We start from the raw sequence: 18248 nt of genomic DNA, 5'->3' as shown, positions 1-18248 counted from the left end.
ATTCCAAACTTAATTTTACCTCCTTTATTTTACGGGAAAACCTCACCTAGCTCAAGTATAATGCAAAAGCTGAGTGTTTTTAACATGACAACTCAAACTATTTATTATCTTGTCATTCATTTGTGACTAACTTTAAATATTTATGCGTTTACATTACTTATTACTATTGCCTGTTTGTGCTATTTTTTCTGCACAAGCACAGACACAACCATGGCAAGGCAAATTCGAGCCAATCGATAATATGATTGCCCCGCCAAACTCCTACCGAACAGCTAGTGGTGCCCCAGGAAGAGAATACTGGCAACAGCGAGCAGATTATAAAATCAAGGCTAAAATTGATGAAAAAACGAACATCTTAACTGGAGAAGAAACCATTACCTACCACAATAATTCTCCAGACGACTTAACTTACCTTTGGCTTCAACTGGAGCAAAACGTTAACAAAAAAGAAAACCCGGATTTTGGAGATGTCCGAGGCGGTGTTTCCGATGGTATGAATAGCCGACAAATGCAATTTCTCACAAGGCCTATAGAGTTTCCTGCAGGTTATTCCATTAAATACATTAAAGATACTTCTGGCAACACACTTAAAGCTTTGGTGAATAACACCATGATGAAAGTTATGCTTAACACACCTTTGAAATCGGGTGAAAGCCTAACTTTTTCTTTAGGATGGTCTTACCCGATTACAGACCGAAGCATGTTTTTGTTGAGTCGTGAGGGCTACGAATATTTCCCTGAGGATGACAACACCATTTATTTAATTGCACACTGGTTTCCTAGAATGGCTGTTTATAACGATACCGAAGGCTGGCAAAACCAACAGTTTAGACGTCTGGGTGAGTTTGCTTTAGAATTTGGCGACTACGATGTAGAAATTACAGTTCCTGAAGACCATATTGTTGCAGCAACTGGCGAGCTACAAAACAGCGAAAGTGTTTTAACAAAAACCCAAAGACAACGTTTAGACCAAGCTAAAAAATCATTCGACAAACCTGTCTTAATTATTACCCAGGAAGAAGCGACAGCGAACAAAAGAAATAAAAGTTCAAAAACCAAAACCTGGAAATTCCATGCTGAAAACGTCAGAGATTTTGCTTTTGCATCGTCAAGAAAATTCATCTGGGATGCTCAGGCAGTAAAATTACCAACCAACACCGTGATGGCGATGTCTTACTTCCCAGAAGAAGGGCTTCCGGTTTGGGAAGAAGAATCAACAAAAGCAATAAAAAATGCGCTTGAAGTGTATTCTGAAGCTACCTTTGATTACCCTTACCCTGTAGCCATTTCAGTGAACACTTCTAATATTGGCATGGAGTTCCCAATGATTAGCTTTAATGGTGGTCGCCCTAAAAATGGAAAAATGAGCGACGGTGCTAAAAAAGGTATGATTGGCACCATTGTCCACGAAGTGGGACACAACTGGTTCCCGATGATTGTTAGCTCAGACGAGCGCAAATGGATGTGGATGGACGAAGGATTAAATACCTTTATTCACCAACGTACTATTGAAGAGCGCTATCCACAATTTAGTCATACTACTCCTAAAAGCATTGTTCCGTTTATGAGTGGCGATAAAAATATACTGCGCCCAATCATGACCACTTCAGATAACGAATTATTCTCTCAATTCGGGAGTAACTTTTATATAAAGCCTACTGTTGGATTACAAATGCTTCGCGAATCTATTATCGGAAAAGAATTGTTCGACCAGGCGTTTAAAGAATATGCTAACCGATGGAAATACAAACACCCAAATCCGGGTGATTTATTCAGAACGCTTGAAGATGCAACAGCTACCGATTTAGACTGGTTTTTTAGAGGCTGGTTTTTCACCGTTGACCATGTTGACATGGAATTAAGCAATGTAAAATGGTATAAAGTTTACGAAGAAAACCTAAACATTGAAGATCAACAAAAAAAGAAAGCGGTTAAAATTGAAGGCGAAAGTCCTGCTGAAAACCCAAAAGATTTTTCAAACGGACCAGAAGTAATTACCATGACCGACACACCAGACAATGCTTACGGCGGATTTTTATCCAGACTGGATGAAACCGAAATGCGCAAACAGTTACGCAATAAAAACATTTACGAGGTTACCATAAAAAATGTAGGTGGTTTAGTGATGCCTGTAACTATTGAATGGGTGTATACGGACGGCAGTACCGAGATTGACAAATTACCCGCTGACATCTGGAGGCTTAATGAATATGAAGTGACTAAAACCTTCTTAAAAGACAAAGAAGTAAGTACGGTAAATTTAGATCCTAATTTTGAATTTGCAGATACCGATATGAGCAATAACAGTTTCCCTAAGGCAGAAACTCAATCGGATTTTGATAGTTTTAAAGAGAAGAAAACTCAAAAATAAACAGTAATAATTTATAATTTTAACCCCAAATAATAAAATTATTTGGGGTTTTCTTTTAAACCTCATTTATTAATGATAAGCCTTAAATTTTATTGAACATGCTAATAAAAACTATTAAATATCTTCTCGCATGCACTTACTTAATTCTCACCTATAGTTGTGACAATTCCAAAGATGATGATTGTACCAAAACTATAACCGTAAATAATGTTTATTTTGTAAATAATCAATCTTATTATTACGAAACAACCATGGAAGTTCCTTGTGACACTCCTGACCCAGAACCTATTGAAGTTAATGCGCCAATATTAGAAAACTTCACCTATGAGATTATTAGTTTCAATTACACCCCTGATACTGGCAATGACACCTCTAGACTTCAGTTTGAAATCAAACTTAATAACCTAAATAATTTTCCTGTGGAAGGTATTGCTGTATTAGCCATTAAATCTGATAATGTTGAATACACTTCTGGCAACTACTATGCTTCTAATGCAACAAATCATTGCTATAGCATTGATGCTAATTCTTACTGCACACTCACTTTTGACAAAGAAGAATCATTAATTTATGGAAGTGCAAGTACAATGGAAATCATAAATGTAGAATACTATTTAACAAACCAATAATAGTTTTAATCAAAAACCCCAAAAGACCAAGTCCTTTGGGGTTTTTGGTTTTACTATACTTTAAAATAAGTTTCTAAAAATAGAAGCCAAACGTTCCTGTTACACCAAATTTTCTAGCAGCAGGATTATCTAAATAATTTCCTCTGAAGTTAAAATCGATTCTAAACACTTTAAAAATATTTCCAATTCCGAAGCCATATTCATAATAGACTTCATCGCTAGGCGCCACAAGAGGAACAGCATATGGATTATCGGTAGTATTTAAAGCAATATTCTCGTCTGAAAGTTCTCCCCAGGCACTTCTAAAGCTTACAATTTCACGCAGATTAAGTTTTCTTAAGAACGGAATTCTAGAAAATAATCGGCCGTTAAAGTTATGTTCCACATGAAAAGATGCGTACGTATCAGTTACAAACTCATAATAATCTAACTGTGAAAAAGTATTGTAAATTGAAAAATACGACTGGTTACCCGGAACAATACTTAATAAGCCTAATGGTAATTCTCCAATTGTTTTACCAGCTTCCATCACTGTCGTTAACCGCCCGAATCCGCCAATTTGCCAGGGTTGTGTATACGAAAATTGCAGTTTGGTATAATCGAAATCACTATTAAAAAATCCTTTATCACCTCTGGTTACCTGCGCAAAAAGACTTGCGTAATCATCATTAGCATGTAAACGCTCTACGCCATACCCTGTCATTTTTCGTTTTGGGAAATACGATACTGACAGCGACGACTCAAATTGTTTAATTTCGGATGCCACACCTTCTTCAGTATTATAATCTAAGCTAAAGGTTGGCGACGCCGATTCAAGTGTACGGTAGTTTCCTCCTATTTTAAACACCACATTCTTTAACGGTTCGGTTTCTATATACAAACTCGTTAAATTAATGCTGGTTAGTTTATCATTTGGCCCTGTAGTAATTAACCCCGACGATGCGAAACTTCTACCCAGCACATCAGTATTAGTTGTTAAATTCACCCCGATTTGCTCTACATCTCGCCTGTTTCCAGCAGATATAATAAATCGGTTCTTTTTATCTAAAAGCCATTTTCCTGAAATGCCGTATTTAAACTTATCGTCTTTTAATCCGTAGGCCAGATAGCCTTCTAGTCGCCATAAATCGTTTTTACCAAAATAGGTTCTTCCTCCGGTTCGTATACGCACACCTTCAACTTCATTAAATCCGAAAGTTGAAAAAATAGGACCATAATCCAATGGTAAACTATTAAATTCTATATATCCTGAAGTTAAAATGCTTCCCAAATTATAAAGACGCTTAAACTTTTTAACCGTTTTTAAGGTGTCTAACATTTTATAAACTCCTTTTTCATCTTTATTTAAAGCTTCCATTCGATTTTCTTCCCAAAAGGAATCGTCTCTTTCGTAAACATCTTCATCGTAATTGAAAACTTCGGCTTCGTAAAACTTCTTGTCCTTTGCTATATCGAATTTATAATTATTGAAAAGAGTCGTTCGTTTTCCATATATACCTCTCGCCTGTTCTTTCTTTTTAAAAGCAAAGTCAGACATCATATAATCGCGCTTCACCAAAAATATGGAGTCGCTAACTACTTCAAATTCCTGTTCTATATAAATGTCTTTTACCCAATTTATATTGGCACTTTTTGAAGCCTGGAGGTTAATAGACTTGATTGCATAGGTTGTATCAGCAACCCAAAAATCGCCTTTAAACGTCAATTCGTTTTTTCGTCTCGGGTAATACACAATGTTGTAACACCACTTATTATCAATATAAGCACTGTCGCCTAAGACATAATTATAGGTATTGATTCCGGTTCGGGACAAAGGACTCACGAAGCTTTTATCGAAAAACTTCATATAGTTATCGTAAATGTTATAATCGGAATACAGGTCATCAACAAAATCAATAATTACTTGATTATCGCTAAAACCAGAATTTTTATTACCGTTTAACACTTCCTTTTCCTTATTCAATTCATTATCACCGTACACCGTTGATACGGCTTCATTAATAAAAATAGGCAGGTAGGTTTTCCCGGTGACTTTAGATGTGTCGACCTCATCGAATACAAATTCCATTCCTCGAAATAGTTTACTTTTTATAAGTGCACTATCGATGGTATTAATATCGAATTCTACTTTTTCATATTTATCATACTGATACTGGTTATATAATCGTAAGCCATTTTTACGTTTATGTTCCCAGATTTTTCGAAGAATATCAATTGCCGGATTATCTTTTTTAGATTGTTTTCCTGATACAATAACCACCTGATCGAGCTGAGCTGCCTCTTCTTTTAATATGAACTTTAAGTTATAGTTTACTTTTTTATCTAAAGAAATAATCAAGGTTTCGTAACCTATAAAGGATACTGTTAATCCATCCCAGGTGTCGTCGGATTCTAAATAGAACTTACCATTTTCGTCGGTAATGGTGCCTTTTGTAGAACCTTGAAACAAGACATTAGCGAATGACACCGGTTGGTCGTATTCATCAAACACATAACCACTAACCTTTGTTTGGGCAAAGGCCGTAATCATTCCTAAATAAAAAAATATAAAAAGTAGTCTTAAGTTCATAATACAAAAAAACTTCACCAACAGTTATGTTGATGAAGTTTATATAACGTAAAAATAATAGTTTTATATATACAATACCTTCTTAACGGCCTTAATAACATCGTTACTATTTGGTAACCATTCTTCTAATAACACCGGAGAGTAAGGGGCTGGTGTATCAGCAGTATTGATTTTTACAACAGGCGCATCTAAGTAATCGAATGCTTCAGACTGCACAATATAAGTAATCTCAGAAGATACGTTAGCAAATGGCCAAGCCTCTTCTAAAACAACTAATCTGTTTGTTTTTTTAACCGATTCTAAAATCGCTTCTTTATCTAATGGGCGAACCGTACGTAAATCGATAATCTCACAAGAAATACCTTCTTTCTCTAATTCTTCAGCAGCTTTAAAAGCTTCTTTAATAATTTTTCCAAAAGATACAATCGTTACATCGCTACCTTCACGTTTTACATCGGCAACACCAATTGGTAATACATACTCACCTTCTGGCACTTCACCTTTATCACCGTACATTTGCTCACTTTCCATGAAAATAACCGGATCGTCGTCACGGATAGCCGCTTTTAATAATCCTTTAGCATCGTAAGGCGTCGATGGCACGATAACTTTTAAACCTGGCGTGTTAGCAAACCAGTTCTCAAAAGCTTGTGAGTGCGTTGCTCCTAACTGTCCTGCAGACGCTGTTGGCCCACGGAATACAATTGGACATTTAAACTGTCCACCAGACATTTGCCTGATTTTAGCAGCATTATTTATAATCTGATCAATTCCAACAAGAGAAAAGTTAAACGTCATATACTCTACAATTGGTCGGTTACCAGTCATTGTAGACCCCACAGCGATACCTGCAAAACCAAGCTCTGCGATAGGTGTATCGATTACACGCTTTGGCCCAAATTCATCTAACATTCCTTTTGATGCTTTATAAGCACCATTGTACTCTGCTACTTCCTCTCCCATTAAGTATACGCTCTCGTCACGACGCATCTCTTCGCTCATGGCTTCGCAAATAGCTTCTCTAAATTGTATTGTCTTCATTAAATCTATTTTAATTCGAGTCACAAAAATAAACATTTAAGTGACAACAAACAATAAATGATTTCTTTTACTTAATAATATTTCATACAATAAATCCCTACTTTATTTGTAAAAAAAAACTACATTAATGCAAGAAATTACATAATTTATTTTTATTTTAGCATATATTCATCTTAACAAACTAAGAAAACATGAAAACTTTACTATCAAATCTTTTTGCTATTTTCATGTTGTTTTTTGCGACTACTTTAGAGGCTAAAAGCATTAAAACCTCCAATTTTAACGATATTTTCAAAACCCTTGAATCACCTAATGATGACTGGTGGTGGTGTTACGAAATTAATCGTGTAGAGTCAGAGGATTTAATGACAGGAGAAACCGAAGTTACAACAACATACCGTTGTGTATGGGTTGAGCTTTAAATTCAAAACAAACCTATAAGACTGATTTATAAATATAATAATTTATGAATCAGTTTTTAATTTATAAAAATTAATGACAAAAATTTATTACATCGCATTACTTCTACTTTCCAATTTAGCACCTGCACAGGCGGTAGAAGGTATTATAATATACAAAGCTATTAAAGGCTATGGAGATCAAACCGAGTTATCAGAAAAAGCCAAAAAGCCCAATTACTTTAAATACACTTTTTCCAATCAGAAATCGTTGCAGGAACTAATTTCTAAAGAAACTACTACAAAAGATACAACTTACATTGACGGAAAAAGCAGAGATGCTGAAAAACTGGCTACTACCCAAACCGTAATCAGAAACCATCGCGCCATTTATTACAAAGACTTTAAAGCGAACATTTACAGATTAGAACTTTCAAAAAAAAATGCAGAACTCATAAATTCAGACATTAGTATAGAAGATAAAATTCCTAAATACGAATGGATTATTGAAAATGAATTTCAAACAATATCTGGCTTTAATTGCAACAAAGCAACTACAACCAGAACAATTTCAGGAAGAACGCAGAAAATAATAGCCTGGTTTAATGAAGAAATTCCTATAACAGACGGTCCGATGGATTTTAACGGACTACCTGGCTTAATTTTACAAGTTGAAATAAATGGTAATACTCTAGTTAAATTCGAGAAGCTTAAACTTACAAGTAATAAAACAATTGAAATCAAAAAGCCCGAGAACCTTGTACAATTACTTACAATTCAAGAATATTTCAACAAGAAAAAGTAATAATACATACAATATTATTTCTATTTTATTCACAAAACAAACAAAACAGTTATTTTGGTTTATTTTATTCATTTATTCACCTCTATCAGCTCAAAATATAGTTTCTGGAAAAATCGGTTCAGAATCTGGAATTATTTTAGACAATGCAAACATTACAATTAGAACAGTAAATAAGGAAACTGTAGCATTTGGTGTCACTAATCAAAATGGGGAGTTTTCATTTAGTGTTAAATCTGGGAGTTATATTTTAAGAGTAAGTCATATTGGGTATAACACAAAACAAATTGAGTTTGAAATATCAGATAAAACTCTATCATTTGAAACAATAACTCTTAACGAAGGCTATACTGAACTTGAAGAAATAATAATGGATGCTGAAAAAAAATCTGTTATTCAAAAAGGAGACACTACACATTACTATGTGTCTCATTTTTTAAATGGAACTGAACAAAACCTTAAAAACATAATTGAAAAATTACCAGGCTTAAGCATAAGTGAAAACGGAAAAATTACCGCCAATGGAAAAACTATAGACAAATTACTAATTGAAGGCGAGGAACTCTTCAAAAAACAACACCAACTAGCTACTGAAAATATTTCCAGCAAGATGGTTAAAAACATTGAACTTATTAGAAATTATAAAAGTTTTGAAACCGTTAACAATGACAAAGAAACTGGAGTAACCGCTTTAAACGTCAAAATAAAAGATACCTACAAAAATAAAATCTCGGGAAATGTAGAAAGCCATTACGGTAGAAAAGACCGCTATAAACTTAATATACCTGGCTTTGTTTTTAAAGAGAGATTAAAATTATCAATTATTTTAAACTCAAATAATTTAGGCACCTCTCCTATGGGTATTGAAGATTATTTCGATTTAACAGAACAATCCCAAAACAAAACAAATGAAAGCCAGGTTATTATTTCAAACCTTAACGAAGTTCCTCGATTTTTAAACCCAAACAACAAAGTCGCATCTTCTCAAACACATTTCGGTACAATAAGCCTGATTTCAACGCCCTCTGAAAAAATAAAACATGACTTTTATGGCATATTTAACTATTCCAATCAAGACGAAATTAACAGCAAACAATTAACATTTAACAATACTTATGAAACATTTTCAGCTTTAGAGAATAATTCAATTAACGAAAAAAACTATTTCGGGGTCTTTAAATTAAACTCAATATATAAGCCTAATAACTATAATACCTATCAATTTAAAAATCAACTCAATATAGACAATACAAACTTAATAAAAAATGTAAATAGTCTAACTGAGACTCAAAACACACAAGTAACAGAAAGTTTGACCCCAAAAAAAATTATTTTCGACTCTGAAATTTCTCTAAATAAAACTATCAACTCAAATTATTTTTCTTCTAATATTTCATATCATTATTTACGTCATAACCTTTATCATGAATTAGAAAGTAACGTCCCCCTCTTTGACATTGATTTCAAGAATAGAAATTTCAATTTAAAAGAAACCATTCTTAAAGAGAACAATAAAGTTAGCACAAATACAAGTTATCTAATTAACAAGAACAAAAAAACATTTTCATTGTACAGTAACACCTTTTTTTCTAATAATAAATTAAACTCAAACACAAATGAATTAAATGAATTTTCAAATAATCTAAATTTAAAATGTTTTCAATCTAAAACGGGGTTTGACCTAACTTTAAAACCTTCAAAAAAGATAAGATTAACAGCAGGCATAAATTATAATTTTGCACATAATTATTTAAATAAACATTACAGCAACAATTTATTTTTAGGTTACAAATCAAATTTCAAGGTTATATTTAATAGTAATCATATTACAGAGCTTTCGTATAACTATTTAAATTTTTCACCTGAAATAGACAACCTAATTAGTGGTTTTATAATCAAAGACTATCGAAGCCTTATAGCTAATAATAATATTAGTGCAAATGACATTTTTCCTTATCACCAAATCAGATTTAGTCATTTTATATTTAATCCAAAGTCCTTATTTTCATATATGTTTAATATTATCTATAACATAAAAGATAAAGCACTAGGTGAAAATATTGTTATAAATCAAAACTTCTCTATAACTCAAAGTAAAACAACAAACAAAGATGACACTTTCAATGCCTTTGTTTTTATCGATAAAACATTGAAAGAATTTCCTTTATCAATATCAAGTAGCTTATCCTATAGCTGGAACGATAAAGTTTATTTTCTTGATGATGAGCAAGCCAATTTTAAACAAGAAAATATTTCTGGAATGTTTAAATTTAGTTCCAATTTTAAAGATTTTATTGCGAATTTCAATGCAGGAATAAAATTCTCAAAAGACAACTTTACAAACAACAATACCTCTTCTCGATTTGTTTTATATCAACCGTTCTTAAACATAGAAGGCTGTATAACAAAACAAATTTCTTGGAATCTAGAAAGTAAACTTTCAAAGTACACTAACAACAAATCCGAACAATATTTAAGAATCATTTCCCCTAAAATCAGATATCTTTCATTAAACTCGAACTGGGAATTTTATATTTCAGGCAACGACATCTTAAACCTAAATAGACCTATTATTTTAGACAATAATAGTACCCCCACCTATTTTGAAGAGAAAAGAACTTACATATTACAAGGCTATATTATTTTTGGGACTAAACTAAACTTCTAACGAATATTTATTATGCGTGCATAATAAATATTCAGAATAAAATAATTAACTTCGTAGCCGCAACCAAAATAGACTTATTAAATTAAAATTATTATGAAATGAGCCGTAGCAAAAAGTTAACTTCAACTGAATGTTTATAGGCGAATTCCATCTGACCTTAATATAACAACTAAAAAATAATACAGATGAAAATATTAGTGTGCATTAGTCATGTTCCTGACACTACATCAAAGATTAATTTTACCGATGGCGACACAAAATTCGACACTAACGGTGTGCAATTTGTAATTAACCCAAATGATGAGTTTGGACTAACTCGTGCGATGTGGTTTAAAGAAAAGCAAGGAGCCAATGTAACGGTAGTTAATGTTGGTGGTGCAGAAACTGAGCCTACACTTCGTAAGGCCTTAGCTATTGGTGCAGATGCCGCCATTCGTGTGAATGCACCTGCAACGGATGGATTTTCTGTGGCTAAACAATTAGCAAATGTGGTAAAAGAAGGTGGTTACGATTTAGTAATTGCAGGTCGCGAATCTATTGATTATAATGGCGGAATGGTTCCAGGAATGATTGCCGGGTTAACCAACGCTAATTTTATAAATAACTGTATAAAACTGGATATTGAAGGAACTTCAGCAACTGCTACAAGAGAAATAGACGGCGGAAAAGAAACCGTATCAACATCTCTTCCTCTTGTTATTGGAACTCAAAAAGGAATTGTTGAGGAAAGCGATTTACGTATTCCTAACATGCGTGGTATTATGATGGCACGTCAAAAACCTTTAACCGTTGTGGATCCTGTTGATACAAACACAGAAACAACTTCTGTTAAATTTGAAAAACCAGCACCAAAAGGCGCGGTTAAATTAGTATCGGCAGATAACCTAGATGAATTAATAGACTTACTTCACAACGAAGCTAAAGTGATTTAATTAACCTTCAAAAAAGAACAACATGTCAGTTTTAGTATATACAGAATCAGAACAAGGAAAACTTAAAAAAGTAGCATTTGAAGTCGCTTCTTATGCAAAAGCTGTTGCCGATCAATTGGGTACAACAGTAACTGCTATTGCAATAAATACCAATGACACTTCTGCTTTAGGAAATTATGGTGTAGACAAAGTCTTAACCGTTTCAAATAGTGAATTAGATACTTTTAATGCAAAAGGTTATGCAGAAGCTATTCAACAGGCCGCAGAAAAAGAAGCATCACAAGTTGTAGTCTTAAGCTCGAGTGCAAACAGTAAATATTTAGCACCGCTTTTAGCCGTGTTTTTAAATGCCGGATACGCTTCAAATGTTATTGCTGCGCCATCAAGCACAGCGCCTTTTACAGTAAAACGTAATGCATTCACCAATAAAGCCTTTGAAAACATTGCAATCAGTACCGATGTGAAAATCGTTGGTGTTTCCAGCAATGCTTTCGGATTAGTTGAAGCCTCTGGAAGCGCTACTGAAGAAGCCTTCACACCTTCTATCACCGATTTAGGAGTAAAAGTGGAATCTGTTGATAAAGCTTCAGATAAAGTAAGTATCGCCGATGCCGACATCGTGGTGTCTGGTGGTCGCGGACTTAAAGGCCCTGAAAACTGGGGTATGATTGAAGAATTAGCCGATGTACTTGGTGCCGCAACAGCCTGCTCGAAACCAGTATCCGATTTAGGTTGGAGACCACATGGTGAGCACGTAGGTCAAACCGGTAAGCCAGTAGCATCAAACTTATATATTGCTATCGGAATTTCAGGAGCTATTCAGCATTTAGCTGGTGTTAACGCTTCTAAAGTTAAAGTTGTCATCAACTCCGATCCGGAAGCACCTTTCTTTAAAGCAGCCGACTATGGCGTAGTAGGTGATGCCTTTCAAGTTGTACCTGAACTTATCGAAAAATTAAAAGCGTTTAAAGCTCAACAATAAATTATTTTTTATAAATTGTATAGTTTTAAAGAACTGCTTAAATTGGCATTATATTCGTAAATCTGCCCTAGGCAGTTGGTAAAGTCCTAATTTAAACAGTTCTTTGCGTTTTTTATAACATATGAGTTTAGTAAAATTAAATATAAAAGGAATTTCTTATAGCCAGACCCAAAACGGTGCTTACGCACTGATTTTAAATGAAGAAGACGGCGACCGAAAATTACCTATCGTTATTGGTGCTTTTGAAGCGCAGTCTATTGCTATTGCATTAGAAAAAGAAATTCGTCCTCCAAGACCATTAACACACGACTTATTTAAAAATTTTGCCGACCGATTTGATATTGTTGTAAAACAAGTAATTATTCATAAGTTGGTAGATGGTGTTTTTTACTCAAGTCTAATCTGCGAACGCGATAACATTGAAGAAATTATAGATGCCAGAACCAGTGATGCGATTGCTTTAGCCTTGCGTTTTGATGCTCCTATTTTTACCTATAAAAATATCTTGGATAAAGCCGGAATTTATTTAAAAGTAAATCCTAAAAAAGAAGACGAAGAAAACGACGAGTCTCAAGACAGTATTCTTGTAGATGACCTGTTAGCAGACGAAGTAGAATCGACAAGCTCTACGCCACGCGAAAGCTATAAAGGAAAAACTCTAAAGGAATTACAAAATTTACTCGACGAAGCAGTCGCTAACGAAGACTACGAAAAAGCAGCGCATATTCGGGATGAAATTTCTAAACGCGAATAACCCTCAAATAACCTAAGCATACTATGAAACACGTATTTTTGTCTCTTGCCCTAATCCTGTCATTACTTACATCAACAGCCTTAGCGCAAAACAAAAATACAACACCCGATAGTATACAAACCGAGGTATCCGAACCGGTTACTACTCAAACCGATTCTCTAACGTCGACACCCTCAGTTTCCGAAGAGGTCATTATTATTGAAGAGTCTCAAGCAACTGTTAGTTCTCCTATCGTTCCTAGTCAAGGCTTTACATTTAATAGTCTATTACGTGGTGCCTTGGGTATGTTGTCCTTAATCTTCATTGCGTTTTTATTTAGCAGTAACAGAAAAGCTATTAATTGGAAAATTGTTGCTATTGGATTGGCTTTTCAATTATTAATCGCTTTTGGAGTCTTAAAAGTTGATTTTATAAAAACCATATTTGAATTTATTGGCGGATTATTCGTTTCGGTACTTGAATTCACCAGAGCAGGAAGTAAATTTTTATTCGAAGGCTTAGTTGTTGACATGGATACTTTCGGCTATATTTTTGCCTTTCAGGTTTTACCTACCATCATATTCTTTTCCGCATTAACCTCCGTATTATTTTATTTAGGTATCATTCAAAAAGTGGTAAAAGGCATGGCCTGGTTACTTTCAAAGGCTCTGAAAATTTCAGGAGCAGAAAGTTTAAGTGTTGCTGGAAATATCTTTTTAGGACAAACCGAAGCTCCACTTTTAATCAAGGCCTATTTAGAAAAAATGAATAAATCTGAAATGCTTTTGGTTATGATTGGAGGTATGGCAACTGTTGCCGGTGCCGTACTTGCTGCATACATTGGCTTTTTAGGAGGCGACGACGAAGTGATGCGTTTATTCTATGCTAAACACTTATTGGCAGCATCGGTTATGGCGGCACCAGGAGCTATTGTTATATCTAAAATATTATACCCGCAAACCGAGGACGTTAAAACAGATGTATCCGTTTCTCAGGAAAAAATAGGTGCTAACTTTTTAGATGCTATTGCCAACGGAACCACCGAAGGTCTCAGGCTAGCCGTTAATGTAGGTGGTATGCTTTTAGTATTTGTAGCCTTTATTGCCATGTTTAATGGTATTTTAGGTTGGATTGGAGATATCACTACTTTCAACACCTGGGTTACCGATAATACAAGTTATCAAAGCTTATCCATTGAGCTGATTTTAGGCTACGTTTTCGCACCATTAATGTGGCTAATAGGTGTTGCACAAGAAGACATGATGATGATGGGGCAATTACTTGGTATTAAATTAGCAGCCAGTGAATTTATTGGTTACATCCAACTTCGCGATTTAAAAGATGCTACTAATGGTATTCATTTAACTTACGAAAAGTCTATTATCATGGCAACGTATATGCTATGTGGTTTTGCCAACTTCGCTTCTATCGGAATTCAAATTGGAGGCATCGGGTCATTGGCTCCAGGGCAACGTAAAACTTTATCAAAATTCGGAATGAAAGCCTTAATTGGAGGTACCATCGCATCGTTAGTTTCTGCAACTATCGCCGGTATGATTATCGGTTAACCTTTTCCGAAGACCATCGTTAATAACTTTAGAATAAATTAAAAGAATTTCAGGTCTTTAGCTTACCGCTTTTTTCTATTTTTATGCCTTGAAAATACAGCGCTACTTTTAGCTGAATTTATTTTCATAGACCAATAACATTATGAAGCAATACCACGATTTAGTAAAACATGTTTTAGAACATGGAAATGAAAAAGGAGATCGTACCGGAACTGGTACGAAGAGTGTTTTTGGATACCAAATGCGATTCGATTTAAATGAAGGGTTCCCTATGGTAACCACTAAAAAATTGCATTTAAAATCTATTATTTACGAACTACTTTGGTTTTTAAAAGGCGATACCAATATTAAATATTTAACCGATAACGGGGTGCGTATCTGGAACGAATGGGCAGACGAAAACGGCGATCTTGGTCCTGTTTACGGTCACCAGTGGCGTAACTGGAACAGCGATGAAATCGATCAGATTAAAGAGGTTATTGACACTTTAAAAAACAATCCGAACAGCCGACGCATGCTGGTTTCTGCGTGGAATCCTTCGGTGTTACCTGATACATCAAAAAGTTTCAGTGAAAATGTAGCTAATGGGAAAGCTGCTTTACCGCCATGCCACGCCTTTTTTCAGTTTTATGTTGCCGATGGCAAATTATCATGTCAACTTTACCAACGTAGTGCAGATATCTTTTTAGGTGTACCTTTTAACATCGCTTCGTATGCGTTATTCACATTAATGATGGCACAGGTTTGCGGCTACCAACCAGGTGAATTTATCCACACTTTTGGCGATGCACACATTTACAGCAACCATTTTGAACAGTTAGAATTACAACTTTCACGCGAGCCAAGACCATTACCAACCATGAAATTAAATCCCGAAATCAAAGATATTTTCGATTTCAAATTTGAAGATTTCACTTTAGAAAATTACGATCCGCATCCGCATATTAAAGGTGTGGTTGCCGTATAAAAACATAAAAAGGCTTTCTTTTAATAAAGGAAGCCTTTTTTAATGTATTTTTTATCGATAAGCATTTTTTTACACGGTTACAACACTATTATCTGCAGCAGCAAAATCGCTCCATACATACGCATCGGCAGCATCATCATTCACGTAAGTTCCGTCTACAACATATTTAAATTCGTAAGATCCGTCTTTATCTAAATCAACAACACCCTTAAAGGTTCCGTTTTTTAATTTTTTTAATGGAGTTGCCTTTGTATTCCACTCATTAAAGCTTCCCACTAAGGATACTTTTTTAGCGTCTTCAGCAAGAATAGAAAACGTTACTTTACATACTGGTTTACTTTTTAAGTACTGTTTTGAAATAGCCATAATATAAGTTTTAGTGATTGTTATACTAACAAAAATAACAAAGAATTTAACATAGGTTACATTCTAACATGCTTTAAGGCAAAGAATTATCAATTTATTAATAATGACCTATTGTAAATTTAATCCTCCTATTTTTCACCCAATGAATTTTAGATAATTATCAGTTTAAAACGAATATTAATAACTGATTTTCAACTACTTTTTATTTGCAATTTATAAAAACCGCTCCGTATTTCTACTAAGAAAATAAAGTAAGGGATATCAACAAAAAGCTTTAACTTTACTGCTGTGTAAAACAAGTATTATGTTTGGAAAAAAGTCATCAAAACCACAAATAGACAAAGAACAACTAGAGCTTATTGAAAATGCACAGCGACGCATTAAAAAGAAAAAAGGGCTATACCGACACTTTGTATTTTTCTTAATTGCATCAGTGTTTTTTATAATTGCCAATATTGTTTTGGGTATTGGCGCCGAGTTTAAAATTTTGGGGCAAGACTGGTTTGTAATAGCTATTCTTATCTGGTTTTTCTTTCTAACGTATCATTTCTTTTCTGTATTTGTAACGCACCGATTTATGGGTAAAGAATGGGAGAAAGCACAATTAAACAAACTTGTAGCTAAGCAACAGAAACGTATTGAAAAGCTTAATGCCAACCTTCCCTCTGACGAAAGTTTATTAAAAAAATTAAATCAAAAATTGACAAAAAACGACAACCTAACCATTATTGTTGCTGCAGCTGAAAACAATGCTATTGGAAAAGACAACAAACTTATTTGGCACATTAGTGACGATTTAAAACGCTTTAAAAGTTTAACCAGCGGTCACCACGTTATCATGGGGCGTAAAACTTTTGAAAGTTTCCCAAAACCTTTACCTAACCGAACACACGTAGTTATTACAAGACAAAGTGATTACGAAGTTCCGGAAGGTGTTATTGTAGTCAATAATTTAGAAGACGCTATTGCTATCGCTAAAAACGATGAACAGCCTTTTATTATTGGCGGTGGCGAAATTTACAAACAAGCAATGGAAGTTGCCGACAAAATTGAAATTACTCGCGTTCATGCCGATTTTGAAGCCGATACCTTTTTCCCTGAAATCGATTCTGAAATCTGGCAAGAGACCGCACATGAGTTCCACCAAAAAAGTGAGAAAAACGAATACGATTTCACCTTTTTAACCTACCAAAGAAAATAAACAAGGTACAAATAAACTCAGCATAATGACTTTAACAGGTTACAGTAATTTTACGTAATTTGTTAAGGCCATATTTTTTTCCAATGCGACTAATACCTTTATTCATTATTTTACTGCTTTTCGCTTCTACTACAGAAGCCCAAACGGTGTCTGTTGAAATAAATAAGGATCAAGCTTACTTTACTGAAGGCAATGATAGCATTCTTGTTTATCAAATTGCTAAAAAGTCCATAAACGGGAATTACAAAAGAGCCAATTACATTCATCCACTTTACAGTTTAGATGGCGAGATTTTAACTGAAGATTTCCCTGAAGATCATTTACACCACCGTGGCATTTTTTGGGCTTGGCATCAACTCTACATTGGCGATAAACGTATTGGTGATGGTTGGGAAATTGAAAATTTTAAATGGGATGTAACTTCCGTAAAAGAAATCTATACAAACAATAAATCTAAAACGATACAAACCGAAGTCTTGTGGAAATCGAATTTATGGTTAGATTCCAGAAATAACGAAAAGCCCTTTGTAAAAGAAACTACAACTATTATCGTTCATCCTAAAACCGAAAATTACCGTGTCATCGACATTGAAATTCAGTTATTAGCTTTAGAACCAGAAATGCGTATTGGCGGTTCGGAAGACGCTAAAGGTTACGGCGGATTTTCAACAAGAATAAAACTTCCTGAAGACATCAATTTTACTAGTTACATAGGAAAAATAACTCCCGAAAACCTTCCTATAAAAGCTGGTAATTGGATGGATTTTTCAGGTGCTTTGGGTAAAAACTCATCTCATGCTGGATTGACCATTTTTTGTCATCCCTCAAATCCTGGAAAACAAAACCGTTGGATCTTACGTCAAAAACGAAGCATGCAGAATGCAGTTTACCCCTTCCCTGGAAAAGAAACCGTTCCTTTATCAAATACCAAACCTACTATTTTACGTTATCGGTTAATAGTTCATAATGGTAATGCAAATACCTTAAAACTTTATAAAGCCTTTAAAAAAGCATACTAAAA

Annotated in this window: 15 protein-coding genes; 12 read left to right on the top strand and 3 right to left on the bottom strand. The window is 34.4% G+C overall.

Annotated elements, in window-relative coordinates; translation table 11 throughout:
* The first annotated feature begins 142 nt into the window (after positions 1-142).
* Positions 143-2371, top strand: coding sequence for a M1 family metallopeptidase (locus ICJ85_RS11365; RefSeq protein ID WP_188223914.1), 2229 nt, complete (start codon positions 143-145; stop codon positions 2369-2371).
* A 98-nt stretch (positions 2372-2469) separates the two neighbouring features.
* Positions 2470-3000 carry a hypothetical protein gene (locus ICJ85_RS11360; RefSeq protein WP_188223913.1) on the top strand — a complete coding sequence of 177 codons (531 nt, stop codon included), beginning with the start codon at positions 2470-2472 and terminating at the stop codon, positions 2998-3000.
* A 73-nt stretch (positions 3001-3073) separates the two neighbouring features.
* Here the strand turns inward: ICJ85_RS11360 and ICJ85_RS11355 are convergent, their stop codons facing one another.
* Both ICJ85_RS11355 and ICJ85_RS11350 read right to left on the bottom strand, forming a co-directional pair.
* The gene (locus ICJ85_RS11355; RefSeq protein ID WP_188223912.1) at positions 3074-5569 is read right to left on the bottom strand and encodes a DUF5686 and carboxypeptidase-like regulatory domain-containing protein; all 2496 of its coding nucleotides are present in this window, start codon (positions 5567-5569) and stop codon (positions 3074-3076) included.
* A gap of 63 nt (positions 5570-5632) precedes the next feature.
* Positions 5633-6610, bottom strand: coding sequence for a pyruvate dehydrogenase complex E1 component subunit beta (locus ICJ85_RS11350; RefSeq protein ID WP_188223911.1), 978 nt, complete (start codon positions 6608-6610; stop codon positions 5633-5635).
* A 191-nt stretch (positions 6611-6801) separates the two neighbouring features.
* Here ICJ85_RS11350 and ICJ85_RS11345 point away from each other — a divergent pair, with 191 nt between their 5' ends.
* The 8 genes from ICJ85_RS11345 (at position 6802) to ICJ85_RS11310 (ending at position 15660) form a co-directional block, all read left to right on the top strand.
* Complete coding sequence (locus ICJ85_RS11345) at positions 6802-7032, top strand: hypothetical protein (protein WP_188223910.1); 231 nt, start codon at positions 6802-6804, stop codon at positions 7030-7032.
* Positions 7033-7105: 73 nt separating this feature from the next.
* Positions 7106-7813, top strand: a complete 708-nt coding sequence (locus ICJ85_RS11340) for a GLPGLI family protein (protein WP_188223909.1) — start codon at positions 7106-7108, stop codon at positions 7811-7813.
* Positions 7767-10478 carry a carboxypeptidase-like regulatory domain-containing protein gene (locus tag ICJ85_RS11335; protein WP_188223908.1) on the top strand — a complete coding sequence of 904 codons (2712 nt, stop codon included), beginning with the start codon at positions 7767-7769 and terminating at the stop codon, positions 10476-10478. The genes ICJ85_RS11340 and ICJ85_RS11335 overlap by 47 nt, the downstream gene beginning before the upstream one ends.
* 185 nt (positions 10479-10663) lie before the next feature.
* Positions 10664-11410, top strand: a complete 747-nt coding sequence (locus ICJ85_RS11330; RefSeq protein ID WP_188223907.1) for an electron transfer flavoprotein subunit beta/FixA family protein — start codon at positions 10664-10666, stop codon at positions 11408-11410.
* A gap of 22 nt (positions 11411-11432) precedes the next feature.
* Positions 11433-12392, top strand: a complete 960-nt coding sequence (locus tag ICJ85_RS11325; RefSeq protein WP_188223906.1) for an electron transfer flavoprotein subunit alpha/FixB family protein — start codon at positions 11433-11435, stop codon at positions 12390-12392.
* A 121-nt stretch (positions 12393-12513) separates the two neighbouring features.
* Positions 12514-13146 carry a bifunctional nuclease family protein gene (locus ICJ85_RS11320; protein ID WP_188223905.1) on the top strand — a complete coding sequence of 211 codons (633 nt, stop codon included), beginning with the start codon at positions 12514-12516 and terminating at the stop codon, positions 13144-13146.
* A 23-nt stretch (positions 13147-13169) separates the two neighbouring features.
* The gene (locus ICJ85_RS11315; RefSeq protein WP_194420844.1) at positions 13170-14693 is read left to right on the top strand and encodes a NupC/NupG family nucleoside CNT transporter; all 1524 of its coding nucleotides are present in this window, start codon (positions 13170-13172) and stop codon (positions 14691-14693) included.
* Between the two features lie 142 nt (positions 14694-14835).
* On the top strand, positions 14836-15660 hold the full coding sequence (locus ICJ85_RS11310; RefSeq protein ID WP_188223904.1) for a thymidylate synthase: 825 nt from the start codon (positions 14836-14838) through the stop codon (positions 15658-15660).
* A gap of 69 nt (positions 15661-15729) precedes the next feature.
* Here the strand turns inward: ICJ85_RS11310 and ICJ85_RS11305 are convergent, their stop codons facing one another.
* Entirely contained in the window at positions 15730-16026 is a 297-nt protein-coding gene (locus ICJ85_RS11305; protein ID WP_188223903.1) for an isoamylase early set domain-containing protein, read from the bottom strand.
* Positions 16027-16330: 304 nt separating this feature from the next.
* Between ICJ85_RS11305 and ICJ85_RS11300 the strand changes: the two genes are divergently transcribed.
* Together ICJ85_RS11300 and ICJ85_RS11295 are read left to right on the top strand one after the other, a co-directional pair.
* On the top strand, positions 16331-17227 hold the full coding sequence (locus tag ICJ85_RS11300) for a dihydrofolate reductase (protein ID WP_188223902.1): 897 nt from the start codon (positions 16331-16333) through the stop codon (positions 17225-17227).
* 83 nt (positions 17228-17310) lie between these two features.
* Positions 17311-18246 (top strand): DUF6807 family protein, encoded by a 936-nt coding sequence (locus ICJ85_RS11295; RefSeq protein ID WP_188223901.1) that lies wholly within the window; start codon positions 17311-17313, stop codon positions 18244-18246.
* The last annotated feature ends 2 nt before the right edge of the window (positions 18247-18248 follow it).

This window comes from Aestuariibaculum marinum, assembly GCF_014596975.1.
GTDB lineage: Bacteria > Bacteroidota > Bacteroidia > Flavobacteriales > Flavobacteriaceae > Aestuariibaculum > Aestuariibaculum marinum.
This window is presented reverse-complemented; position numbering and strand designations above follow the sequence as displayed.